17 protein-coding genes, 1 tRNA gene and 1 pseudogene are annotated in these 23,369 nt (G+C 61.5%); 11 read left to right on the forward strand and 8 right to left on the reverse strand.

What is annotated here, in order from left to right; translation table 11 throughout:
• From JG739_RS16800 to JG739_RS16820, 6 genes are all read left to right on the forward strand, one after another.
• Entirely contained in the window at positions 1-288 is a 288-nt protein-coding gene (locus tag JG739_RS16800; protein ID WP_202362575.1) for an FAD assembly factor SdhE, read from the forward strand.
• Positions 289-302: 14 nt separating this feature from the next.
• The gene (gene mfd / locus JG739_RS16805) at positions 303-3,800 is read left to right on the forward strand and encodes a transcription-repair coupling factor (RefSeq protein ID WP_202362576.1); all 3,498 of its coding nucleotides are present in this window, start codon (positions 303-305) and stop codon (positions 3,798-3,800) included.
• Between the two features lie 340 nt (positions 3,801-4,140).
• Positions 4,141-5,514 carry a class II 3-deoxy-7-phosphoheptulonate synthase gene (locus tag JG739_RS16810; protein ID WP_202367497.1) on the forward strand — a complete coding sequence of 458 codons (1,374 nt, stop codon included), beginning with the start codon at positions 4,141-4,143 and terminating at the stop codon, positions 5,512-5,514.
• A 131-nt stretch (positions 5,515-5,645) separates the two neighbouring features.
• Positions 5,646-5,945 carry a dihydrofolate reductase family protein gene (locus tag JG739_RS36045; RefSeq protein WP_274609385.1) on the forward strand — a complete coding sequence of 100 codons (300 nt, stop codon included), beginning with the start codon at positions 5,646-5,648 and terminating at the stop codon, positions 5,943-5,945.
• Positions 5,942-6,199, forward strand: a complete 258-nt coding sequence (locus tag JG739_RS36050) for a dihydrofolate reductase family protein (protein WP_342216461.1) — start codon at positions 5,942-5,944, stop codon at positions 6,197-6,199. Before JG739_RS36045 ends, JG739_RS36050 begins: the two co-directional genes overlap by 4 nt.
• 153 nt (positions 6,200-6,352) lie before the next feature.
• Positions 6,353-7,552: an IS256 family transposase gene (locus JG739_RS16820; RefSeq protein WP_202362577.1), complete on the forward strand. Its 1,200-nt coding sequence runs from the start codon at positions 6,353-6,355 to the stop codon at positions 7,550-7,552.
• Between the two features lie 503 nt (positions 7,553-8,055).
• Here JG739_RS16820 and JG739_RS16825 read toward each other — a convergent pair.
• Both JG739_RS16825 and JG739_RS16830 read right to left on the reverse strand, forming a co-directional pair.
• A complete protein-coding gene (locus tag JG739_RS16825; protein WP_202362578.1) occupies positions 8,056-11,229 on the reverse strand; it encodes an alpha/beta fold hydrolase in 3,174 nt (1,057 codons plus the stop codon).
• Positions 11,230-11,402: 173 nt separating this feature from the next.
• Positions 11,403-12,530: a TRAP transporter substrate-binding protein gene (locus JG739_RS16830; protein ID WP_202367498.1), complete on the reverse strand. Its 1,128-nt coding sequence runs from the start codon at positions 12,528-12,530 to the stop codon at positions 11,403-11,405.
• Positions 12,531-12,742: 212 nt separating this feature from the next.
• On the opposite strand from JG739_RS16830, the gene JG739_RS16835 reads away from it, so the two are divergent.
• Positions 12,743-13,000 carry a dihydrofolate reductase family protein gene (locus JG739_RS16835; protein WP_202362579.1) on the forward strand — a complete coding sequence of 86 codons (258 nt, stop codon included), beginning with the start codon at positions 12,743-12,745 and terminating at the stop codon, positions 12,998-13,000.
• Positions 13,001-13,262: 262 nt separating this feature from the next.
• Here the strand turns inward: JG739_RS16835 and JG739_RS16840 are convergent, their stop codons facing one another.
• From JG739_RS16840 to JG739_RS16855, 4 genes are all read right to left on the reverse strand, one after another.
• The gene (locus tag JG739_RS16840) at positions 13,263-15,608 is read right to left on the reverse strand and encodes an SAM-dependent methyltransferase (RefSeq protein WP_244749461.1); all 2,346 of its coding nucleotides are present in this window, start codon (positions 15,606-15,608) and stop codon (positions 13,263-13,265) included.
• 107 nt (positions 15,609-15,715) lie between these two features.
• Entirely contained in the window at positions 15,716-16,531 is an 816-nt protein-coding gene (locus JG739_RS16845) for a protein-L-isoaspartate(D-aspartate) O-methyltransferase (RefSeq protein ID WP_244749462.1), read from the reverse strand.
• Between the two features lie 80 nt (positions 16,532-16,611).
• Positions 16,612-17,700, reverse strand: a complete 1,089-nt coding sequence (locus JG739_RS16850; RefSeq protein WP_202362581.1) for a hypothetical protein — start codon at positions 17,698-17,700, stop codon at positions 16,612-16,614.
• Positions 17,701-17,842: 142 nt separating this feature from the next.
• Positions 17,843-17,917 (reverse strand) — tRNA-Asn (locus JG739_RS16855).
• A gap of 238 nt (positions 17,918-18,155) precedes the next feature.
• On the opposite strand from JG739_RS16855, the gene JG739_RS16860 reads away from it, so the two are divergent.
• The 4 genes and pseudogenes from JG739_RS16860 to JG739_RS16875 all read left to right on the forward strand — a co-directional run bounded on the left by JG739_RS16860 (position 18,156) and on the right by JG739_RS16875 (position 21,381).
• Positions 18,156-19,235 (forward strand): mechanosensitive ion channel family protein, encoded by a 1,080-nt coding sequence (locus JG739_RS16860; RefSeq protein ID WP_202362582.1) that lies wholly within the window; start codon positions 18,156-18,158, stop codon positions 19,233-19,235.
• A gap of 72 nt (positions 19,236-19,307) precedes the next feature.
• Positions 19,308-20,014 (forward strand): annotated as a pseudogene (locus JG739_RS16865) (RNA polymerase sigma factor).
• A gap of 158 nt (positions 20,015-20,172) precedes the next feature.
• Complete coding sequence (locus JG739_RS16870; RefSeq protein ID WP_370463410.1) at positions 20,173-21,036, forward strand: ferritin-like domain-containing protein; 864 nt, start codon at positions 20,173-20,175, stop codon at positions 21,034-21,036.
• Between the two features lie 36 nt (positions 21,037-21,072).
• Positions 21,073-21,381: a twin-arginine translocation signal domain-containing protein gene (locus JG739_RS16875; protein WP_202362583.1), complete on the forward strand. Its 309-nt coding sequence runs from the start codon at positions 21,073-21,075 to the stop codon at positions 21,379-21,381.
• 244 nt (positions 21,382-21,625) lie between these two features.
• On the opposite strand, the gene rpiB is transcribed toward JG739_RS16875, so the two are convergent.
• Positions 21,626-22,072, reverse strand: a complete 447-nt coding sequence (rpiB, locus tag JG739_RS16880; protein WP_202362584.1) for a ribose 5-phosphate isomerase B — start codon at positions 22,070-22,072, stop codon at positions 21,626-21,628.
• Between the two features lie 18 nt (positions 22,073-22,090).
• Complete coding sequence (locus JG739_RS16885; protein WP_202362585.1) at positions 22,091-23,368, reverse strand: TRAP transporter large permease; 1,278 nt, start codon at positions 23,366-23,368, stop codon at positions 22,091-22,093.
• Position 23,369: the final 1 nt, after the last annotated feature.

The raw sequence follows: 23,369 nt of genomic DNA on the forward strand, positions 1-23,369 counted from the left end.
ATGACCGGAACGAGACGATCAAGCGAGGGGCTCGACGCCCGCCGCCGCAAGCTTCTGTTTCGATCCTGGCATCGCGGCATGCGCGAAATGGACCTTATCCTCGGCAGTTTCGCAGACGCCGAGATCGGCGGCTTGACCGGCGACGAACTCGACCAATATGAGAGGCTCCTCGACATTGCCGACACCGAATTCCTGCCCGTGATCACCGGCGAGCGGCCGATTCCGGCTCACATCGACTGTGCCGTCCTGCAAAAAATCCTGGCGTCACGCCAAACGATGACATTCTGAACGACGTGTAATCCATGAGCCTCATTCCCTCGATCGGCCTGCCGAAAGGCCGCGCCGGCCAGTTCATCGTCGACGGCGTCGCCGACGGTTACGAAGCCTTCGCGCTGGTGCAGGCGGCGCACGAGATCGCGCCCGACAAGCCAGTGCTGTTCGTGGCACGCGACGGCCAGCGCCTGCCTTCGATCGTCGAGGCGCTTTCATTCGCCGCGCCTGGCCTGCCGGTGCTCGAACTGCCGGCCTGGGATTGTCTGCCCTATGACCGCGTTTCGCCCGGCTCGGATGCAGCCGCGCGGCGGCTGGACGCGCTCACCGCGATGATCGCGTTGGCAAAAAACCCACACCGCGCCGTCATCCTGACCACCGCCAACGCGCTGCTGCAGCGCATTCCGCCGGCAAGCCTTGTCGAGGCGCAGACATTTCACGCCAAACCCGGCAACCAGATCGACATGAACGCACTGGCGTCGCGGCTGGAGATATCAGGCTTCGAACGGGTGCCAACCGTGCGCGGCGTCGGCGAGTTCGCCGTGCGCGGCGGCATTTTGGACCTGTTCGCGCCGGGCTGGACGGAAGCGCTGCGGCTCGATTTCTTCGGCGACACGCTGGAATCGATCCGCGTCTTCGACGCCGCCACGCAGTGCACCACCGGCCAGCGCAAGTCGATGGCGCTGCAGGCGATGAGCGAAGTGGCGCTGACGCCGGAGACCATCAGCCGCTTCCGCCGCAGCTACATCGATGCCTTTGGCGCGCCGTCGCGTGACGATGGGCTGTATGCGGCGGTCAGCGAGGGAAGGCGTTTCGCCGGCATGGAGCACTGGCTGCCGTTCTTCTACGAACGGCTGGAGACGGTGTTCGACTATCTGCCGGACACGCCTGTCGTGTTCGACCATCTGGCGCATGAGGCGCTGGCTGAGCGCCATGCGCTGATCCTCGACCACTACGAGGCACGCAGGAAGCAGGCCGACGGCGCACTGAAGGACGCCGTTCCGTACAAACCGGTGCCGCCCGACCTGCTTTACCTGTCGCCGGAAAACCTCATCGCCGCGCTTGGGCCGCGCGAAGCGATCGACTTCACGCCGTTCGACGCGCCCGATGCCGGCGCCAGGAAAATCTTCCATGCCGGCTCACGGCATGGCCGCAGCTTCGTCGAAGAACGCGCCGACCCCAACGTCAACGTCTTTGACGTCGTCGTAAAACACATTGCCGACGAGCGCACCGCCCGCCGCCGCGTCGTCGTCGCCGGCTGGACCGAAGGTTCGCTCGACCGGCTGTGCCAGATCCTGGCCGAGCATCATCTCGGCAATCTCAAGCCAGTCGCCACGCTGGCCGAGGCGGAAAAGCTCGAACCGGGGCAGGCGGGACTTGCCGTGCTGCCGCTCGAATCCGGCTTCGAGACCGAGAAATTGGTCGTCGTCGCCGAGCAGGACATTCTGGGCGACCGGCTCATCCGTCGCTCGAAGCGCAAGAAGCGCGGCTCGGACTTCATCGCCGAGGCCTCGGCGTTGTCCGCCGGCGACATCGTCGTCCATAGCGACCACGGTATTGGCCGCTTCATCGGGCTGCGCACCATCGAGGCGGTCGGCGCGCCGCATGATTGCCTCGAAATCCATTATGCCGGCGACGACCGGCTGTTCCTGCCGGTGGAGAACATCGAGCTTTTGTCGCGCTATGGCTCGGATTCGACTGAGGCGACATTGGACAAGCTTGGCGGCGGCGCCTGGCAATCGCGCAAGGCGCGGCTGAAGAAACGCCTGCTCGACATGGCCGGACAGTTGATCCGCATTGCCGCCGAGCGGCAGATGCGCGCTGCCCCTTCGCTGGTCCCTGCCGACGGTCTCTACGACGAATTCGCCGCGCGGTTTCCCTATGAGGAAACCGACGACCAGCAGACGGCGATCGATTCGGTCATGGGCGATTTGGGCGCCGGCAAGCCTATGGACCGGCTGATCTGCGGCGATGTCGGCTTCGGCAAGACGGAAGTTGCGCTTCGCGCCGCTTTCGTCGCAGCGATGGAAGGCTTTCAGGTCGCGGTGGTGGTGCCGACGACGCTGCTGTCGCGCCAGCATTTCAAGACTTTTTCGCAGCGCTTCTCCGGCCTGCCGATCCGCGTCGCCCAGGCCTCGCGGCTGGTCGGCGCCAAGGAACTGGCAGAGGCCAAGAAAGGCATCGCCGCCGGCACCGTCGATATCGTCATCGGCACTCACGCGCTGCTCGGCTCATCGATCTCGTTCAAGAATCTCGGCCTGTTGATCATCGACGAGGAACAGCATTTTGGCGTCAAGCACAAGGAACGGCTGAAGGACCTGAAGAGCGACGTGCATGTGCTGACGCTGTCGGCGACGCCGATCCCGCGCACGCTGCAACTGGCGCTGACCGGGGTGCGCGAACTGTCGCTGATCGCCACGCCGCCTGTCGACCGCCTGGCGGTGCGCACCTTCATCTCGCCCTTCGACCCGCTGGTCATCCGCGAGACCCTGCTCCGGGAGCGCTACCGCGGCGGTCATTCCTTCTATGTCGTGCCGCGCATCAGCGACCTCTCGGAAATCCATGATTTCCTTCGTGAATCCGTGTCCGAGCTAAAGGTGGCTGTCGCTCACGGCCAGATGCCGCCCGGCGAGCTCGACGACATCATGAACGCCTTCTACGACGGCCAGTACGACGTGCTGTTGTCGACCACCATCGTCGAATCCGGCCTCGATATCCCGACCGCCAACACGCTGATCGTGCATCGCGCCGACATGTTCGGCCTGTCGCAGCTTTACCAGCTGCGCGGCCGCGTCGGCCGCTCGAAGGTGCGCGCCTATGCGCTGTTCACGCTGCCGGCCAACCGCAAGCTGACCGACACCGCCGAGCGCCGGCTGAAGGTGCTGCAGTCGCTCGACACGCTGGGCGCCGGTTTCCAGCTCGCCAGCCACGATCTCGATATCCGCGGCGCTGGCAATCTTCTCGGCGAGGAGCAGTCCGGCCACATCAAGGAGGTCGGCTTCGAGCTCTACCAGCAGATGCTGGAGGAGGCCGTCGCCGAGGTGAAGGATTCCGGCGAGGTGCAGGATGGCGGCTGGTCGCCGCAGATCGCCGTCGGCACCGCGGTGATGATCCCCGAAAGCTATGTTCCGGACCTGCAGCTGCGCCTGGCGCTCTACCGCCGCCTCGGCGATCTCGAAAACACCGAGGAGATCGACGCTTTCGGCGCCGAGCTGATCGACCGCTTCGGACCTTTGCCGGAGGAAGTGAAACACCTCTTGAAGATCGTCTTCATCAAGGCGCTGTGCCGCAAGGCCAATGTCGAAAAGCTCGATGCCGGGCCAAAGGGCGTCGTCATCCACTTCCGCAAGCGCGAGTTCTCCAACCCCGTCGGGCTGGTCACGTTGATCGGCGAGCAGGGTTCGCTGGCCAAGATCCGGCCGGACCACAGCGTCGTCTTCGTCCGCGACTGGCCGACACCTGAAAAGCGGCTGGCGGGTTCAGCGGTCGTCATGACGCAATTGGCTCGGCTGGCGGAGAAGGCGGCTTAGCGCGGTGGATGAGATGGGTAACTATCGTCCAGCGTCGCAGCCGCTCCCCCTTCTCCCCTTGTGGGAGAAGGTGGCCGAGCGAAGCTCGGTCGGATGAGGGGTGCTCCAGCTTGGCATCGCCGCGCTCCGTCCAGCACCCCTCAACCGTCTTGGCGCTGCGCGCCAATCCACCTTCTCCCACAAGGGGAGAAGGGAAGACAGGCGGCGAGCTTGCGCCATTCGCCACCACCGAAATTCCGGTCTAGAATAGGAAATCGGCTTCGTGTATGGAGCCGCGATCCCCGTATTGGGGCGAAATGGCGGGCGATAGCACCCGCTGGAAAGAATTTTGGGTGCAACGATGACGAAATGGTCGCCGAATTCGTGGAGAGCAAAGCCGATCCAGCAGGTTCCTGCCTATCCGGATCTTGCCGCGCTGAAGAACACGGAAGCCCAGCTCGCCACTTTTCCACCGCTGGTTTTTGCAGGTGAGGCACGCAAGCTGAAGAAGCAGCTTGCGACCGTCGCTGCCGGTGACGCATTCCTTCTGCAGGGCGGCGATTGCGCCGAGAGCTTCGCCGAGCATGGCGCCGACAACATCCGCGACTTCTTCCGCGTCTTCCTGCAGATGTCCGTGGTGCTGACCTTCGCCGGCGCGCAGCCGGTGGTGAAGGTCGGCCGTGTTGCCGGCCAGTTCGCCAAGCCGCGCTCGTCCGACGCCGAGACCAAGGGCGGCGTGACCTTGCCCAGCTATCGCGGCGACATCATCAACGGCATCGAGTTTGACGCCAAGTCGCGCATTCCCGATCCCGCACGCCAGGAGATGGCCTACCGCCAGTCGGCGGCGACGCTCAACCTGTTGCGCGCTTTCGCGCAGGGCGGCTACGCCAGCCTGGAGAACGTGCATCAATGGATGCTGGGTTTCGTTTCGGACAGTCCGCAGGGCGAGAAATACGAGTCGCTCGCCAACCGCATCACCGAGACGATGGACTTCATGAAGGCTGTCGGCATCACCTCGGAGACCAATTACGCGCTGCGCGAGACCGATTTTTACACCAGCCACGAGGCGCTGCTGCTCGGCTACGAGGAGGCGCTGACCCGCATCGATTCGATGTCAGGCGATTGGTACGCCACATCAGGCCATATGATCTGGATCGGCGATCGCACCCGCCAGCCCGACCATGCCCATGTCGAATACTGCCGTGGCATCAAGAACCCGCTGGGCCTGAAATGCGGCCCGTCGCTGACGCCGGACGACTTGCTGCAGCTCATCGACCTGCTCAATCCGGAAAACGAGCCCGGCCGGCTGACGCTGATCGCGCGCTTCGGCTCCGACAAGGTCGCCGAGCATCTGCCGAAGCTGGTGCGCGCGGTGCAGAAGGAAGGCCGCAGCGTGGTGTGGTCGTCGGATCCGATGCATGGCAATACCATCGAGGCCGCCGGCTACAAGACACGGCCGTTCGACCGCATCCTGAAGGAAGTGCAGAGCTTCTTCGAGGTGCATCGCGCCGAAGGCACGCATCCGGGCGGCATCCATATCGAGATGACCGGCAAGAACGTCACCGAATGCACCGGTGGCGCCCGCGCCATCACCGCCGAGGAATTGCAGGATCGCTATCACACCCATTGCGACCCGCGCCTCAACGCCGACCAGGCGATCGAACTGGCGTTCCTGGTGTCGGACCTGCTCAAGAAAAGCCACCCGGTCCAGCACAAGCAGGCCGTCAACGGCTGATTTCAGCCGTCATCGGAATTTCACGATAAAGAAGCACCGGTGCTTCTTTATCGTGCATTGCATTCCACGCATCTTGCGATAGACTGATTGCTAAATGCAATCAGTCGTCCAGGACATGAACGGAGGCGCCGATGGCCAGGATCATCTATGCCATGCTGATGTCCCTGGACGGCTATATCGCCGGGCCAGACGGAGACATTGCCCTGCCGGTACCCGAAGGGGAACTGCACCGGCATTTCAACGACATGATGAGGCAGACCTCGATCGCGCTCTGTGGACGCCGGATGTACGAAGCGATGCGCTTCTGGGACAGTCCGGACCGAGAGACCGGCGCCGAGATCGAGCTGGATTTTGCCCGCGCCTGGCGCGAGACCCAAAGACCGTGTTTTCGACGACGCTTCGGGAAGTCGGCCCTAATGCCCGGCTGGTGAACGGCGATGTCGAGAACGTTGTGAGATCCCTCAAGTCGGAAGCGGATGGCCAGATCACCGTTGCCGGCGCCGATCTTGCCGCGCATCTCGCACGCTCCGGTCTGATCGACGAGTACAGGCTCTACATCCACCCGGTTGTGCTTGGCGGCGGCAAGCCGTACTTCCAGACCGGCCTGTCGCTGGCGTTAAAGGCGCTTGGTAAGGAAAGCCTTACCCAAGGCGTAACGCTGCTGCGCTACGCACCCGCCGGTTGAGGCGTAGCTCAACGTTGTTTTGACGAGAGCGATAGTGTTCTGAAGGTTCTGCAAAAAGCTCTGGAGAGAGAACAGCCCTTACTCTGAGGCGAGGGGCGGCCATGGCACGCTGGTGACGTTGCGATCACCGATTCCCGTGGAAGGGTAAGTGCCATGACCAAGCGAGAGGTTAGACTGAGCAGAGGCGAGTTGAAAGCGTTGCTGTTGTCGGATGAGGACGGCTTCCGCAGAGTTTTGCAGACTGTGGTGCAGGAGGCTTTGGAAGCCGAGATGACGGAGGCGATCGGGGCCGAGAAAGGCGAGCGGACGACGGAGCGGGTTGGTTACCGGTCCGGCTATTACGAACGCAAGCTTGTGACGCGGGTTGGCGTGCTGGAACTTCGGGTTCCGCAAGATCGGGCCGGCCGGTTCTCGACGGAGTTGTTTGAGCGTTACCAGCGCTCGGAGAAGGCACTGGTATCGGCGCTGGTCGAGATGTACGTGCAAGGCGTGTCGACGCGCAAGGTGAAGGCGATCACCGAGGATCTGTGCGGCCATTCCTTCTCGGCCTCGACGGTAAGCCAGGCGACGGCGCGGCTGGATGAGGCGCTGAAGGCGTTCTTTGAGCAGCGGCTTGCCGAACCTTACCCGTACCTCATTCTGGACGCGCGCTACGAGCGGGCGCGCGAGGCCGGCGTGATCGCCAGCCAGGCCGTCTTGGTGGCGATCGGCGTCGACTGGGAAGGCCGGCGCCAGGTGCTCGGTGTCGAGCTGGCCAACCGTGAAAGCCATTCGAGCTGGCGCGCGTTCGTGGCAGGGCTCAAGCAGCGCGGGCTCGCCGGCGTCGAGTTTGTCGTCTCCGACGACCATCCGGGGCTCAGGGCAGCGATCCGCGAAGTCCTGCCCGAGGCAGTCTGGCAGCGCTGTTACGTGCACTTCCTCAGAAACGCGCTCGATTATGTGCCGCGCAAGGTCGATGACGACTGCCTGATGGAGCTCAGATGGTTCTATGACCGGCGCGACCTCGCCGAGGTCAAGCGCGACCTGGCGCAGTGGATCGCCAAATGGCAGGCCAAATACCCGAAGCTGGTGGATTGGGTGGAGAACAACATCGAGGAGACGCTGAGCTTCTATCGGCTGCCGCTGCCGCATCACAAGCACATGAAGTCGACGAACATGCTGGAGCGGCTGAACCAGGAGATCAAGCGGCGCACCCTGGTCGTTCGCATCTTCCCCAACCCGCAGAGCTGTTTGCGGCTGGTTCGGGCATTGGCGGTGGAGATCCACGAGAACTGGCTCGAGGCGACCCGCTACCTCAACATGGATCATCTGCGCGAGCACAAGAAGGAGAACCTGAGGGCACTGGCCGCCTGACGCGGCCGCCATGTCCGCCGCTCCGCTAAACACGGGGGCTGCGCGGCGGACACGCCAACGTCACCGCTGAATGCCACGCCATTTTTGCAGAACTTGACGCACACAACTACGAGAGCGGAAGTTCGTCAGCCAAGGGCGAATCGCACAGATGACTCGAAGGCGACGCCCACGCGTCAGATTCTGAATGGCAGCTCTGCGCCTGATGTCGGCCGTTGAGGTGATCTTTGCTGTTGCCCGATAGCAGACGTTGCCGGCGACCACCCTGGACATCGTTGTTGCGCCATATCCAGACGTTCGGACGCGCAGTCGAAAAGGTCGTGTTGCGGACCCGTTGCGGCCTCCCCCAATCCTTCATGCCAATGCCCATGTTGGATCATGAGCAGCTTCACTGTTTGCCTGTTTGCCTCTTGGGGCCGAGGGTCGCTTGGGCTGTTGCCTCTTTGTGGCGGCGGAACATTGAACGAAGTTTTCTCGAATTAAGGCAGGGCAGCCGTCCGTGAGCTTCAAAGGCTCAAATCCTCGCGCACGGCGGCTCCCGTGTGTGCGAATGTCTGCAGCACCCGGCAGAACTCGTCTGTTGCGGTGAAGATGGGGAGATGCCCCTTGCCTTCGAAGGCATAGAGCTGCGCATTGGGAAGTGCGGTCGCGATCTGCTCGGCCGCAGAGAACGGAACGAGACGATCGTCACGCCCATGGATTACGAGCGTCGACAGGCGAATTCCGTTCAAAAGCCCCGTAACATCCTTGGTCGGGTCGAACTCGAAGAAGCTGAGAATGGTCTCCCTAGGTAGAAGCATCCGGTCTCGGATGACCTGCTCTTTGAGTTCAAGCATCTCAGGCTCGTGATAGATGAGGTCGGTGTGGGAGCGGATCAGGCCCTCGAGATCTTCTCTGCGGAGGTCCTCCTCACGAATGCGCATATACGCTGCGTTGAAAGCCTCATTGTTGGGTGGCGTGCCGAGCGTAACTAACTTGCTGAACAGCCGTGGTTCTTGATAGGCGAGTTTCAATAGAGTGTTCCCGCCCGCGGAAATCCCGACTCCCACTACGGGCTTATCGCCCAAAGCGCCAAGCACCGCTCTCAAGTCTTTTACATGCTCATCGATCGGGTATGGACGCGTCAGCAAATCCGATGCGCCCGAACCTCGTGCATCGATCGTCACGATCCGGAAATCTTGGCATAGGCGCTCGAGCACCGGCTGGATCGTAGCGAGTCCATAGGCGAGGGGGCTGACAATAACGAGAGTGTCGGAGCCACCGCCGTGCTCGTAATAAGCAATCTTGGCTCCGCCCCGAACGGCGACACGCTGTAGATGCTGCTTGCGACTAATTGCGTTCGAATCCCCATCATCATCATCGATAAGATCTATAGCCCGCTGGTAATACCGATTGGCGGACTCCAACTGTCCCATAAGGCTTGTAACGTCTCCCAGCAGCACGAGTGCATCGTTTTCCTGCACGCGGCCTTCGGAGAAATGCGCCGTTGGCGCTATCGAACGGAGCTTGGCGATTTGCTCGAGGCACTTCTGGAGGTGGGCGGCGGCTTCACGAAGCGCGTACGCGTTCTTCGCGAGCTGCGCTGCTCTCAGCCAGTACGTCGCCGCTCGCGTAACCGTGCTGCCTTCCGCGAAGTGGTATGCGAGCCACTCGGGGCGTTGCGTGGCAATTTCCGGAAACTGCGCCTCGACGGTCTCGGCAATATGTGCGTGTAAGCGCTGGCGGCGGCTTTTCAGCAAAGAAATGTAGGCGGCCTCCTGGATCAGCGCGTGACGAAACATATAAGACCGGGTTGAAGGTGATCCGGCACGCTCTATCAGTTCGCTAGCGATAAGCCGATTGATCGCGGCTTCGAGTTCGCCTCCCTGCAGCCCCGAAACTGCAGCGAGCATCTCATGTGAGAACTCCCGGCCCAAGCATGAAGCCAGTTGAGCAACGTCTTTCGCCCCGCCGAGGCGATCAAGGCGAGCCATCAGGAAGTCGTGCAGTATTGACGGAACGTCCCGTGATGTCGCCCGGTCAAGGTATTGTTTTTGTCGCGGCGTTGCGGAAATTGCTTCGATCTCAGCCTTTGTCAGCTCCTCCACGAACAGTGGAACACCGTCTGTTCTGGCAAGGATCTGCTCGAGAGTTCGGGCAGGCAGTTCCACCCCTGCGGCCACCTGTTTGGCTAGGGCAGTGGCGTATCGACGCCCAAGCCTCTTGAGACTGAGCTGAGTGACATGTGCAATCGACGGCCACGCCGCCTCGAACTCAGATCGGAATGTCAAGATCGCCATAACGGGCAAGCGTTCGATCCGATTGACGACGATGTCGAGGAACTCAAGCGAAGTCGGGTCGGCCCAATGTATATCTTCGAAAGAAAACAGTACGGGCTGCCGGGCGGCCAAGCACTGAATCTCAATGGCCAAAGTCTCCAGTGTCTTTGCCTTCTGCTGCCGCGGCGTAAGTCCGAGCGGCGGATAGTTTTCATTGAAGGGAATGCCGAGGAGCGCCGCAACCAGGGGGGTTACGCTTGTCGCGTCGCCAAACTCCTCCTCAAGAAGAATCTCGAGCTTTGCCAGCTTGGCAGTCGGTGTATCGTTCCGGTTTATTCCGCAGTCTGACTCGACTCTAGAAATGATCGGATGCAGGGCGCTGCCGATATTTTGGGCCGAGCACTGGAAGCGCAAAGATGTAAATGCATGATCGCTGAGCCGTTGCCTCAGCTCGTCTATGATACGCGATTTCCCGATGCCGGGTTCACCGGACAATAGTACGACCTGCCCCTTGCCACCTTTGGCCAGCTTCCAGCGATCTAACAGAACTGCTGTTTCGCGACGGCGCCCGACGAGTTTGGTCAATCCTAGCGCTCGGCGCCGCTCGAACCGTTCTGCGATGGGACGTTCGTTCATCGCTTTCCAGACCCGAATCGGCTCCGCAAAGCCTCGCAGTCTAGCTGCGGGAAGCTCCTCCATCTCGAAAGACGCGCCGAGCAGGCGGCGCGTAGCGTCGGCGACGACGATAGTCCCAGGCTCTGCAGTTTGCTGCAAACGCGCGGCAAGGTTCGGCGTCTCGCCCACAACCGCCTCTTCTCGCGCCGCGCCTTCGCCGATCAGATCGCCTACTACCACCAAGCCGGTAGCGATACCGATCCGAACTGAAAGTGGTCCACCAGGGACGGTCAGTCGTGACGTCGCCTCGGCAATTGCTAGCCCCGCTCGGACCGACCTCTCGGCGTCGTCCTCATGCGCGCGTGGCCATCCGAAATACGCCAGTATGCCGTCGCCGAGATACTTGGCGACAAACCCACCGAACGTCACGATCAGGGCGGAGCAGGCGTCCTGATACAAGCGGATCGTGGTTCGCAAGTCCTCCGGGTCAAGCCGTTCGGCTAATTCGGTCGAACCCACCAGATCTACAAACATGACGGTGAGATGGCGGCGTTCAGCTGAAGCTTGGGACTGAAAGGCTCCTGCTAACTTGACGATCCCGGATCCCTGCGCAGAAGGCTCTGTTTCCGCAACAAGCTTACCAATGGCATCAAGTAGCCTTCGCCTGTGGCCGACCGAGCTGATGCCGAGCGCCTCAAGGTCAGCAGCGGTCAGCTTGGGCAGTAGTTCAAGATCGACGTCGTTCGCAACGAATGCGCCCTCAAGGTGCTGCATTCCCAATGCTCGCAGCCAATCCGCGATATCCACGGCTGCCTCTGCTCCAAGCTAGAAACAAGAAAAGCTATACCGAGCGGGTCGAGTTGCTGTCGCGTGAAACCGTATGCAGAGCGGCCTCAACTCCGAGCCCGTAGCGGTTCATCTTCTGGGTGCCCGACCAATAACGCATGTCGTACGCCCTGGCACAAACCCTGCCGCGCCGTTCAAAGCTTCAGCTTGCCAGGGAAATAGTGGTCGTAGGCAAATGCATAGTCGGGCGCGTTCATCAGCTCGTAGAATACCACCCGCTCGACCCATGCGCGTTGGCTGTCCATGCACCTCTGTATGAAATCGTCCCGCTCCAGCTCTGGAATGAGCGCGTCCCAGGCTCGGAGCTGTGCATCGAGTAGCTCCTTCGACGTGCGATGCAGCCTGACGCCGTGCTCATCTTTAAGCTTCTGCAGGCTCGTCGAGTAGGTGTTGAGCGCCATAGCAGTATTGATTGTGCTGACCGCGTCGACACCATACCGCAAGATCGCCTGAAGGTCCTCTTCGAGTCCATCAAAGAAGTCTTTATTGAATACGATCTCGTACAACTCGCTGGCTTGATGATAGGACGAGAGGAAGTAGTTTTTGGCTGTGTCTTGCGCGCCGAAGCTCATGTCGGACGAAGGATTGTTGAACTCGAAGGCATCGATCACGCCCCGCTCCATGGCTGAAGCGATCTCGCCACCCGGAAGCTGGACAACATTCATCCCCATTTTCTGCATCAGGTCGGCTGCTAGACCGACGGTTCGGTACTTCAGACCCTTGATGTCGGCGACTGTGGTGACTGGTTCCTTGAACCAGCCGAGGGGTTGCGCGGGCATTGGAAAAGCAAAGAAGCCGTAGGTGTTGAGGCCAAGTATGTCTTGAGTCAACTCCCGGTAAAGCTCCATCCCGCCGCCCTGGTGAATCCAGGCCAGCATGACGGTTGCGCTACCACCGAACACCGGCCCGGTGCCAAATAGCGATGCGCCCTTGTGCTTGCCGTACCAGTAGGCCGGCACGGTATGCGCGGCGTCGAGCACTCCATCATGGACAGCGTCGAGCACTTGGAAAGCCCCGACAATCGCACCTGCCGGGGTTAGTTCGATCGCAAGTCGTCCGCCAGACATAGCTCGGATGCAGTCGGCGTATGCCTTCGCGGCATCCATCCCAAAATCAGTCGATGGCCAAGACGTTTGCATCTTCACAACGATCGGGCTTTGCGCCCTGAGCACCGAGGGCGTGGCGAGCACGGCGGCCGCGGATGCCGGGCCAACAGCGCCAGCCTTTAAGAATCCTCGGCGGGATACGCCTTGCTCCGAAATTTCTCCCAAGCTTCGCTCTCCCTTGCAATTTGAAGGAACGGATGGGCCCTTGCGGCGACCTGCATTTCGGCTCTACCGACACCTAGCCCATGTGGTCGCTTTTCCGGAAGACTGTCCGGTGCTGCCATGATAGCAGAAAGAATTAGTGATCGGCAGCATCTTTCCGGAAACCGGAGATCAGTCGCCGGGAAGTCGGCCCTAATGCCCGGCTGATGAACGGCGATGTCGAGAACGTGGTGAGATCCCTCAAGTCGGAAGCGGATGGCCATATCACCGTTGCCGGCGCCAATCTTGCCGCGCAACTTGCACGCACCGGTCTGATCGACGAGTACAGGCTCTACATGCACCAGGTCGTGCTTGGCGGCGGCAAGCCGTACTTCCAGTCCGGCCTGTCGCTGACCTTGAAGCCGCTCGGTAAGGAAAGCCTTACCCAAGGCGTGACGCTGCTGCGCTACGCACCCGCCGGTTGAAGCGTGGCTCAACGTTGTTTTGAGGAGAGCGGAAGTTCGTCAGCCAGGACGAATCGCACAGATGACCCGAAGGCGACGCCCACACGTCAGATTCTGAATGGCAGCTCTGCGCCGATGTCAGCCGTAGAGATGAACTTTGTCTCTGACTGGAAGCAGACATCGCCGGCGACGGCACCGGAGGTCACGGTTGCGCCATTTCCGGACCAACATCGAGGCGACCCTGTCGGTCTCTCGATGGCGCCACGGTTAAGCGTGAAGAACTTCACGACCGGAAAGGGATCATGGTTCGAATCGCGAGCCTGTTTGCAAGCAAGGCTGGGGCGACAAGATAAAGGACCACGGCGATCATCACGACGCCAGAGAACCCGATATGCATGGCAAGCAGCGTGGCGAGAATCGCGCTCAGCACGGACGAACAGCCGTTGATGCCCCACGCCCAGGGAATGAATGTCTCCGAACGCGCGCCGACATGCCCGAGGCCGAGGGGAAACGGCATGCCCATAAAAAGTGCGAGCGGCGCTATGAGAAGGAGCGCGATCGCGATCTTCGCGGCGTCCGGGAATGCCAGTAGCCTTTCGAATACTGAGGGCAGCGCGAGAAGGTAGGTGGCAGCCAGGATCGCGATAACCCCGACAGCGAGAGCGATGCCGCGCACCGCCGACCCGCGCCCGACCGTCGCGGCCCAGCGTGCGGCAACGGCGCTACCGAGACCGGCGAAGGCGAGGAAGCCCGCAAGCACGACAGCGACAGCGTAGAACGGGTGACCGAGGAACAGCACAAAGCGCTGGATGAAGGCTATTTCGATGAAGAGAAAGGCTAGCCCCAAGGCAAGGAAGTAGAGCCCGAAGCGCAGCCGGTGCAAAGCTTTCCCGAGCGCGTGTCTGCGAATCCATAGCGGCAGGAGGATCAGGACGGCGCTGAGGATGGCAGCCTGGACCAGAGTCGTCACGAGGATCAGGTAGCTCCAGTCGAGCATCGCTGCCCCGCCCTGGCTGCGCAGGGCCAGGAGTTCGGGCAGGGCGCGCCAGCGGAAGAAGTCGAAGAAATAGGGCCGATTGTCGGTGGCCGGTGCGATGGCGAACTTGTAGCGCTCGATGAAGTCGGCGCGCTCAGGGCCGAGGAGCGCGAGGGCTCCCTCGTAGAGATATTCCTGATCGAGCTGGTTGAAGTGGTTCACGTCGCTCGCGGAGATGCCTGGCACCCAAGAGATGTCGAAGAAGTTCTCGGCCGCGAAGCTGCGAATGGCCGCAATGTCTTCGCCTTTGAACGGCGACCTGGCGGCGAGCAAACTTGCGGTATTCCAGCTCCGGATCAGCGCCAGGTGCCGGCCCGGCTCGGCCACGCCTTCCGCCTCGAGCGCTGCTATGGCGGTGGCGAACAGCTTAAGGCTGTCACGCGGCGGCACTCGCAGCCATCGTGTGATAGCGACGATACCATCTGGTCCGAGAATCGCGAGGTAATCTCGCATTGCCTCAACGGTATAGGTGTAGTTTTCATGCAAGCTCTGCACGCCGGCCGCGGCCGCGCTGAAGGAATCGAGGAGCGGCATCTGGATCAGGTCGTAGCGCTCGCCAGCAGTCGCAGCGAAGGCGCGCGCCTCGGCCAAATGCAAGCGCAGGTTCGGTCGGCTGAAGATACCGCCAGCGAAGTCGGCGAAGCGATTCCGAGCCAAGTCGATCATTTGCGGGTTGACTTCTACCGCATCCACGGTATCGGCCCCGGCGCGCAGCGCCAGCAGCACCTGCTCGCCGCCCCCGGCGCCGAGGATTAGTACACGCGGCCGCTTGAGGATGCGGTACGGCAGCGCCGCCGTTGTCCGGTCGAGATAGGCGAGCTTCGCCGGATCGCCTCCATAGGCAGTGATTGCCGAAATACTGTCGCCATCAGTGAAGACGGCGAGTTGCGCAGGCGGCTCTTGGGTATTGGCAAGGCTTAGGCCAGGCGCGTAACGGAAGGGGACGGTCGGACTCTCGACAACCGTCAGCAACCCGAGCGGGCTCGACCGCTCCTCGATCACCCGCGCGTTCGGAACCTCCAGGGCTATGCGGAGGCCCTTGTACTGCGACATATGCGGCTCGGGGGCCACCCAGGACGGCGGTAGCGATACTGCAACGAACGCCGCTGCCAACCCAAGGCCGCCGGCTGCGAGCCACCGATGGCGGACCATGCCGAAGGCGGCAAAGGCAGCCGCCGCGAAGGCCAGTGCTGCAACGAAACGCAGCGCCGTAGATGGAAAGACCAGGAACAGGAGCCCGACGATACCCAGCGCACCGATCCCTGCGCCGGCCAAGTCGAAGGCGTAGACGCGTCCGATCTGTCCGGGATGGCGGCAGAAAGCAAGGCCGACGCAGGTCGCGCCAAAGAAGAACGGCAGGATCAAAAGCGCATAGTTGGCCGCGAGCCAAGCGAGCTGTCGCGGAGCCCAGATGATCTCGAGCGCGTTGAACGGCAGACGTTCGGCGATGGCGAAGCTGGCGATCGCGGTCATGCCGAACAACGCTGCCGACGCCGCGAAAGCGGCCGGGTAGCGCTCCACTAGCCAGCGCTGGGCAAGCGCAATGAACGTACCGCTCGCGCCGAAGCCCAAGAGCGCGATGCTGATGATCATGTAGGCAAAATGGTGCCATTGAACGATCGAAAACAATCGCATCAGCAGCAATTCGTAGCCGAGAACCGCTGCCGAAATGAGACCGACTGGTAGCATGCGGCCCGCTCTCACCGGGAGGGACCACCCCGCAGCGGAACGAAGCTCACCGGCAGCAGCTGCCGGGTCATGATGCCGCCGCCTCGTCGCTTCTCGACGAGCATGAGAAACTGGGTTGCAAAGGGGCCTCCCACGGGGATGACCATCCGACCTCCTTCAGCGAGCTGCTCGACAAGCGGCGGCGGGATATGGCTGGCAGCCGCGGTCACTACGATGCCGTCGAAGGGCGCGCGCTCAGGCCAGCCGTAGTAGCCGTCGTCCACCTTCACCTCGACATTGTCGAAGCGGGGCACCGCAAGCCGTGTCGCTGCCCTCTTGCCAAGTTCCGGGACAATTTCGATCGAGTAAACCTTGGCGGCGAGGGGCGACAGGATGGCTGCCTGATAGCCCGAGCCGGTGCCGATCTCGAGGACGGTGTCGCCAGGCCGGACATTGATCAGGTCGGTCATGAGCGCGACGATAAAGGGCTGCGAGATCGTCTGACCGTGCCCGATCGGCAGGGGCCGGTCCTGATAGGCCGCGCCGCGCTGTGCCTCGGGTACGAAATGGTCGCGCGGCACGGTGCCCATCGTCTTGAGCACCGCCGGATCGATATCGTGTGCCGCGGAACGGGCATGTCCCTTTATCGTCTCGATCATGGCCGCACGCTCGGCTACGCGGTCCTGAGCGGGCGCCGATGTCGAAACGAAGGCGGCGACACTCGCGAGAAACGCGGCCAGCAACGCTCGGCACTGGGCTAGAGCACTCATGAACCTCTCCTGGCCCACGACGTCGAGAACAAAGCGGCGGCCATTTGAAGCAAACGCCGCTCCGATCTCACCAAACATGTCGCGGCACCAGGTCCGGATCAACCCCGTCGGAGGTGGTGGTGCGTCAGAAGGCGTCTTCCGCCTCAGGTGCGCGGGAGTTAGGCTGCCGCGGGCCGGACACCGCCGGCACCGGCGAGTCGTCCAACGATCTTGCTCAGCGTTCGCAGCGTCCAGGCCAGCGGCGTCAGAACCATCCTCAGCAGAGAAGCCAGGACAAGACAGAGTATGAGGTAGGCCGCAAAGGCGCCGAGCCAGGCCGGGAGACCTGCTTGTTCGGCTATCCATCCGGCCGCGTTTGTCAGAAGGTGAGGTCGCGTGATCGCCACATAGGGAAGTGCGACGACGGCGGCGACACCGGCTGCGGTGCCGACGGCGGAAAGCGATTGGAACGCACCTTTGCCCGCAGCCCTCAAATGTGCCATCCGCACAGTTCCGCGACCAGCTGCGGCCACCGGTGCCCTCGCAACGCGCAATGCCTTGGCTGCGGCGCCCATGCCCCCGACGACGATTGCCGCATCGAACGCCGCCCAACCCATCTCACCCCAGGTTGGAAGCCGCTCGCCGCGGGTGATCACCCCTTCCAGATCGGAAACGCCGCCCAGGACTATGTTCTTCGCACCGAGCAGCGTGCGGGTGAACTGTCTGCGGACTGCTGTTCCGTCAACGATCTCGAACTCCGACAGCATTTCGTGCCCGCGATCCTTGAGTTCGTGAATGGCAATAAGCCCATATTGCTCCGGCGAAATCTCGGCGAGGCCGAATCCCACCTGCCGGTCGTCCCACAGGCTCGAGAGGCCCTGACCGACGGTTTCCTGCAACAAGTACTGCGACGATCCATTCTTCACGAAGTAAGCAATCACCGGCACGACCGGATGGCCGAGACGGTCGAAAACCTCCACGAAACCCGGATCCTCGCCATAGACGAGGAACACTCTGGCTGCATCGTCGCCATATTTCGCCGCTGCCTCATGCCAGCCGAGCCCGCCTGCCGCGCAGGCTGCAAGAACCCATGGCCGAGCCTGCTCCACAGCTTTGCTGCTGAGCGGGCAACGGGTGTCGTCCCGGCGAACTTCCTCCGCCAGCGCGGCTCGCATGACCTCATCCTCGAAGTGATGGGGCTCCCGCCATTCCCATTTGAGCGTCAGGACGATCGCCACAACGAGTGAGGCTGCTAGCAGATATCTCATTCTCAAGGGGCATCCTCCCGCAGTCATGTCATGCCAAGACGTGCCGAAGCTATCAGCCAATCCCGATGAAGCGATCGTTAGTTCTGGGATGTGGTGGAAATTTGCTGGAAGGTACGCAAGAAACGCGCCGGCCGATGAAGGCTGGCTCCCCGAGTTGGATTCGAACCAACGGCCGCTCGATGAACAGTCGAGATCTCTACCGGTGAGCTCTCGGGGAGCTGCTGATACCAAACTCAACTAATTTCGGATCGGGCTATAAGGCACTTGCCGAATATGGTGGCGATGTGCTTGCCGCCCTATTTCACCAAAGACGGGCCCGCCGGAAAGAAGACCAGCTGTCGGGAACCGGCAGGGAGCCAGTCAGCGACTGACTTCGGCTCGTTTTCCGGAATGCCGCCGTCGAGGAACGAGAAGGCACTGGCGGGGTGTTGATGGCCACATCGGGAGGTGAACCCATGGAACCGCGCGCCAAGGAACAGGAGAACCTTTCCCGACTCGAACGGGCCGCGCAACAGACTGCTGATCCAAAAACTATGGAACAGAAGGCGAAAAAGCCCGAGGAAAAATTCCGCTTCAGCCTTCGCAAGGAAGACGTCTGGTGGACGCTTGGTTTCGCTGCCGCTGCCTTGCTGCTTTTTGGCATCCAACTCCTGATCAATTGGCGCTTAGAATGGCTTGACGCGCCTTTGCGCGTTCGCGTGCTGAACTACGTCAGGGGCGGCCTTCTCATTTTCATTATGCTGACCGTTGCGAATGTTATTGAAGTCTTTGTCATTGGCCGAATTCCCAATCGTGTTTCGCGCTTCAACTTGCAACGTATTTTTCGATTGGTCGTCGTCGTCGCCATCGTCTTCGTGGCCATTTCAGTCTTATTTGTGAACTGGTACGCCGCGGTTGTCTCACTCGGCCTGATTTCACTGATTCTCGGCTTTGCACTGCAAATGCCGATCTCCAGTTTCATCGCGTGGATTTATATTCTGGCCAGGGCGCCTTATCGCGTTGGCGACCGCATTCGCATCGGCGATGCCCATGGCGATGTCATTGATGTCAGCTATCTCGACACGACGTTATGGGAATTCGGCGGCGAACATCTTTGGACCGATCATCCGAGCGGACGCGTCATCAAGTTTCCGAATTCCACCGTGTTTGACATGCCGGTATTCAACTATTCCTGGCCGCTGTTTCCCTATGTCTGGAACGAAATCAAGTTCCAGCTCGCGTATGAAAGCGATCTGGAATTCGTAGCGAAAACCATGAAAGAGGTCGTCGACGAGCAGATCGGCGACATCATGAGCCAGAAGGTGAAGGTCTATAAGCACATCCTGTCGCAAACGCCGGTGGACGAACTCGAAGTGAAGGAGCATCCCGTGGTTCATTTTCGCGTCAGTGAAAACACCTGGCTCGAGGCCATCGTGCGTTACCTCGTGCCGCCGAAGGAAGCGGGGCGCACCAAAACACGCTTGATCAAGGAAATGCTGGCGCGAATGAATGCAAAACCCGATCGCGTGCTGTTTCCGAAGAGCAATTTGCGGTGAACTTCCTCAGGCCACGCCCGGGCGGAGCCATCCCCCGCCTGCGTCGCGGCAGCTGATGCATCTGGAGCGCCTATGATGAAGCCGACCGGATCCACCGAGGCACTGAGGATCGAGGACCTTGACGACGCGGGGCTGGTTGAACACGCGCGACAGTGTGACCCCGCCGCATTCTGGTTAATCATCAAGCGTCACAATCAGCGGCTTCACCGGGTCGCCCGCGCCGTCCTGAATGACGACACCGAGGCCGAGGACGTACTTCAGGAGACCTATATCCACGCCTTCACCCATCTGGCCGAATTCCGCGCGGAGGCGCAGCTGTCGACCTGGCTCACCCGGATCGCGCTGAACGAGGCGCTGGGACGCCGCCGGAAAAAGCGGCCCACCGTCGACGTGAAAGCCATCGAAGGCATGGTCGCTCCGTTCAGCGCCCACAAGCCTGATCCCGAAGAGGCGGCCGCTCTCGCTGAAATCCGCAACCTCCTGGAGCGAGCCGTCGGTGGCTTGCCAGAGCCCTTTCGCATCGTCTCGAGGAAATGAGCATTGAGGAAACGGCTTTTCTCTTGGCATTGCGACCGCAGACGGTGAGCACCCGTCTTTATCGCGCACGCCGGCTGCTCCGCGAGGCGCTGCGGGACAAGCTCGCCACCGTGTTCACGGATACGTTTCTCTTCGCTGGCGCCCGTTGTGACCGCCTCGCGCAATCAGTCCTGGACCGGCTCGCAATCCGCCTGGTTCGAAAGGATGTTCATCCGTTGAACACGGCGACTGAGCGCACGTAGACGCCGTCCATGTCGAGATTACGCCGGCTCCTTTCGCGGGGATGTTGTAGCGGGACGCGGGAATATTTTGGCGGCCCGGACCATCTAATCATCAGGCAAATGCACTCGGCGCCGCGGTTCTGACAGCGGCGTTGAATCAACAAACATAGGAGACTGCCATGCAGGGCGCACTTCACCTATCCCGGCGTCAGTCGCTTCAGGGACTTGTCGTACTCGGTGCCGGAGCGGCACTCGGCGGAATCGCACGGCCTTCTCCGGTATTGGCACAGGACATATCGGACGAGGACATTTTCCGCTTTGCGCTCAACCTCGAATATATGGAGGCTGAATACTACCTCCGCGGCACCACCGGAAAAGGCATCGACGCAGCCGATGCCGGTTCGAAACCCGGCGACGTCGTTGGTGGAAAGCAGGTCTCGTTCGAGACGCCGGCCATCGGCGAATTCATGCAGGAAGTCGCCGAAAACGAACTCGCGCACGTCCGCTTCTACCGCAAGACGCTTGGAACGGACGCTGTTGACCGGCCGGCCATCGATTTCGACGCGGGGTTCAAGGCGGTTGCGGAGGCAGCTGGCCTCGGGCCGGAGTTCGACCCCTTCGGCAACGAAACGAACTTCGTTCTCGGCGGGATGTTGTTCGAGGATGTCGGCGTCACCGCCTATGCCGGTGCGGCGACGGTTCTGAAAAACAAAGACTTCCTCGCCGCCGCCGCGGGCATCCTGGCGGTCGAGGCCTACCACATGGGCATGGCGCGATCTACGCTATATCGGAAGGGAGAGGAAGCCTGGAAGGCCGCCAACGCCGTCTCCGATGCCCGAGACAAAATCGACGGATCTGACGATAAGGACCAAGGGATCCAGGTGGACGGAAAAGCCAACATCGTTCCCTCGACGCCCGATGCGATCGCCTTCACCAGAACGCCACAGGAGGTGCTCCGGATCGTCTATCTCAGCGACAAGGACGGAGTGAACAAGGGCGGCTTCTATCCGGAAGGGATGAACGGCACGCTCAAGAGCACCTGAGCCCATTTTGACGAGGGCTGCTCCTGGAGAAAGACCATGAGTAAAGATGATGATGTGAACCACGGATCGGCAGCTTTAAGCCGAGCGCTGTCTCGCCGCAATTTCCTGAAAGTCTCTGTGACTGGTGCGGCGATCGCCAGCGCCGGCGGCCTTTCAGCCTGTATGACTGTACCGATGGCAGCCGGAAAGAAAACCAAGGCGCTGGCGCTGTACCAGGACACCCCAAATCGTGGCCGACGCTGCGGTGGGTGTACTCACTTCCGAGAGCCAAACGGGTGCGAGATCGTTGCCGGTGCAATCAGCCCAAATGGCTGGTGCCGTTTCCACAAGCCGCTGCCGGCTTGATGCAACAAATTGCGGTCTCCCGCCTTATGTCTCGGGCGGGAGCAACGCGACGTCAGCTTCCACGTCCAGAGCAGACGTTGGCCGGCCGGCGGTAAGGCGTCTGCCCAGGGTCATGGGCGTGAATTCGTTCTCGGAGAGCGAACGTCCGCATTGGGTCGATCAGCGGAATGGCTGCTTGTCTGTAACTTCGTCCCGAAAGCGGAAGGGCAGTTTTCGGCCCGGATAGTGCCTTCTTCTCTTGAAACTACCGCTCGCCATCCATCTCGGCGAGCTTGCGTACACGGCGGCGGAAATCCTCGTCGGTCGAGAACTCGGCCGCGAGATAGGCCGTTACAAGGTCCTTGGCGAGCCAGGCACCGACGATCTGTGCGCCGATGCACATGACGTTGACGTCGTCGTGCTCGACCGATTGGTGGGCCGAATGCACGTCGTGGCAGACCGCCGCACGGATGCCCTTCACCTTATTAGCCGCGATTGAAGCGCCGACTCCCGTGCCGCACACCATCAGGCCGCGCTCGGCCTTGCCCTCGATAATCGATGACGTCACCGTCTTCGCGATGTCCGGAAAATCCACCGGATTGGGATCGTAGGATCCGGCGTCGTGCACTTCGTGTCCCAGCGACTTTATATGATCAATGATTGTCGCCTTGAGCGGGAAGCCGGCGTGGTCGGAACCGATGACTATGCGCATCTTCAGAATTCTCCAGGGTTACTGAGCGATCATGCGGGGCAGCCACAAGGTGAGATCCTTCGCGAAGGTCAGGATCGCAAGCGTGGTCAGCAGCGGGATGTAGAACGGCAGCAGCGCCTTGAGCAGTTGCCGGATCGAGACCTTGGCGATGTCGGCCACCAGAAAAAGCGACAGGCCCATCGGCGGTGTAAGCAGGCCGAGCATCAGATTGAAGATCGTGACGATGCCGAGCTGAACCGGGTCGACGCCTGCCAGCACCAGCGGCGGCGCGATGATCGGCACCAGCAGCAGTGTAGCCGTCGTGGAATCCAGGAACATGCCCGCCACAAAGAAGATGAGATTCGCGATGACGAGTAGCATTACCGGATCGCGTGAGAGGCCAAGCAGTGCGGCCGCGAAGCTTTGCGGCACTTGCTCGACCGCGAGGATCCAGCCAAAGAGGGCCGCTGCCGCCACGATGATCAGGATCGCCGAGGAACTGCGCGCGGTGAGCACGGCCGAGTTCCACAGATGATCGAGGGTCAACTCGCGGTAGAGCAAGGCGCTGATGAGGATGACGTAGACGGTGGTGATGGCCGCCGCCTCGGTCGGCGTGAAGGCGCCGGCTGTCATGCCGGCAATCATCAGGGCGGGCGCGACGATCGCAGGGAGCGCCGGCAGGAAGTCGCGTCCTACTTCCCACAGCGTCGGCCAGCGGTCGGCCCGCGGATGCTTGTGGATTGTCGCCACCACGAGCACCGTCAGCATCAGGAGCGCAGTGCACAGTATGGCGGGCACGATACCCGCGACCAGGAGCTGCACGATCGAGACACTCGTCACCGAGCCGTAGACGATCAGGGGAATGGACGGCGGGAAGATCGGCCCCAGTGTCGCCGAGGCGCCGGTGACGGCGCCTGCGAAGGAGGCGTCGAATCCGCGCTTCTTCATCGCATCGATCTCGATGCGTCCGAGTCCTCCGATATCGGCGAGCGCGGCCCCCGACATACCGGAGAAGACCAAGCTGCCGAATACATTCACCTGCGCCAGACCGCCCGGCACGCGGCCGACCAGAGTGTAGGCAAATCGGAAGATGCGGTCGGTGATCCCCGACAGGTTCATCAGATTGCCGACGAAGATGAACAGCGGAACCGCAACCAGCGGGAAGGAATCGAGCGCATAAGTGACGCGCTGTGCAAGGAGGCCGAGCGGAAGGCCTTCGATGACTACGTAGGCAATGGACGGCAGGAGGATGGCATAGACCACCGGAAAGCCGAGCATGAAGAGCGCCAGGAAGGCGATGACGACCGCGAAACCCATG

Origin of the sequence: Mesorhizobium sp. L-2-11 (assembly GCF_016756595.1) — a bacterium.
Lineage (GTDB): Bacteria > Pseudomonadota > Alphaproteobacteria > Rhizobiales > Rhizobiaceae > Mesorhizobium.

Excerpts from the sequence above, each read along its gene's own strand:
- JG739_RS16800 (WP_202362575.1), top strand. The coding sequence starts at position 1 with ATGACCGGAACGAGACGATCAAGCGAGGGGCTCGACGCCCGCCGCCGC.
- JG739_RS16820 (WP_202362577.1), top strand. The coding sequence starts at position 6,353 with ATGACCAAGCGAGAGGTTAGACTGAGCAGAGGCGAGTTGAAAGCGTTG.
- JG739_RS16875 (WP_202362583.1), top strand. The coding sequence starts at position 21,073 with ATGAGTAAAGATGATGATGTGAACCACGGATCGGCAGCTTTAAGCCGA.
- rpiB (WP_202362584.1), bottom strand. The coding sequence starts at position 22,072 with ATGCGCATAGTCATCGGTTCCGACCACGCCGGCTTCCCGCTCAAGGCG.
- JG739_RS16845 (WP_244749462.1), bottom strand. The coding sequence starts at position 16,531 with ATGTTTGGTGAGATCGGAGCGGCGTTTGCTTCAAATGGCCGCCGCTTT.
- mfd (WP_202362576.1), top strand. The coding sequence starts at position 303 with ATGAGCCTCATTCCCTCGATCGGCCTGCCGAAAGGCCGCGCCGGCCAG.
- JG739_RS16860 (WP_202362582.1), top strand. The coding sequence starts at position 18,156 with ATGGAACCGCGCGCCAAGGAACAGGAGAACCTTTCCCGACTCGAACGG.
- JG739_RS36045 (WP_274609385.1), top strand. The coding sequence starts at position 5,646 with ATGGCCAGGATCATCTATGCCATGCTGATGTCCCTGGACGGCTATATC.
- JG739_RS16850 (WP_202362581.1), bottom strand. The coding sequence starts at position 17,700 with ATGAGATATCTGCTAGCAGCCTCACTCGTTGTGGCGATCGTCCTGACG.
- JG739_RS16870 (WP_370463410.1), top strand. The coding sequence starts at position 20,173 with ATGCAGGGCGCACTTCACCTATCCCGGCGTCAGTCGCTTCAGGGACTT.
- JG739_RS16835 (WP_202362579.1), top strand. The coding sequence starts at position 12,743 with ATGAACGGCGATGTCGAGAACGTGGTGAGATCCCTCAAGTCGGAAGCG.
- JG739_RS16810 (WP_202367497.1), top strand. The coding sequence starts at position 4,141 with ATGACGAAATGGTCGCCGAATTCGTGGAGAGCAAAGCCGATCCAGCAG.
- JG739_RS16840 (WP_244749461.1), bottom strand. The coding sequence starts at position 15,608 with ATGATCATCAGCATCGCGCTCTTGGGCTTCGGCGCGAGCGGTACGTTC.
- JG739_RS16885 (WP_202362585.1), bottom strand. The coding sequence starts at position 23,368 with ATGGGTTTCGCGGTCGTCATCGCCTTCCTGGCGCTCTTCATGCTCGGC.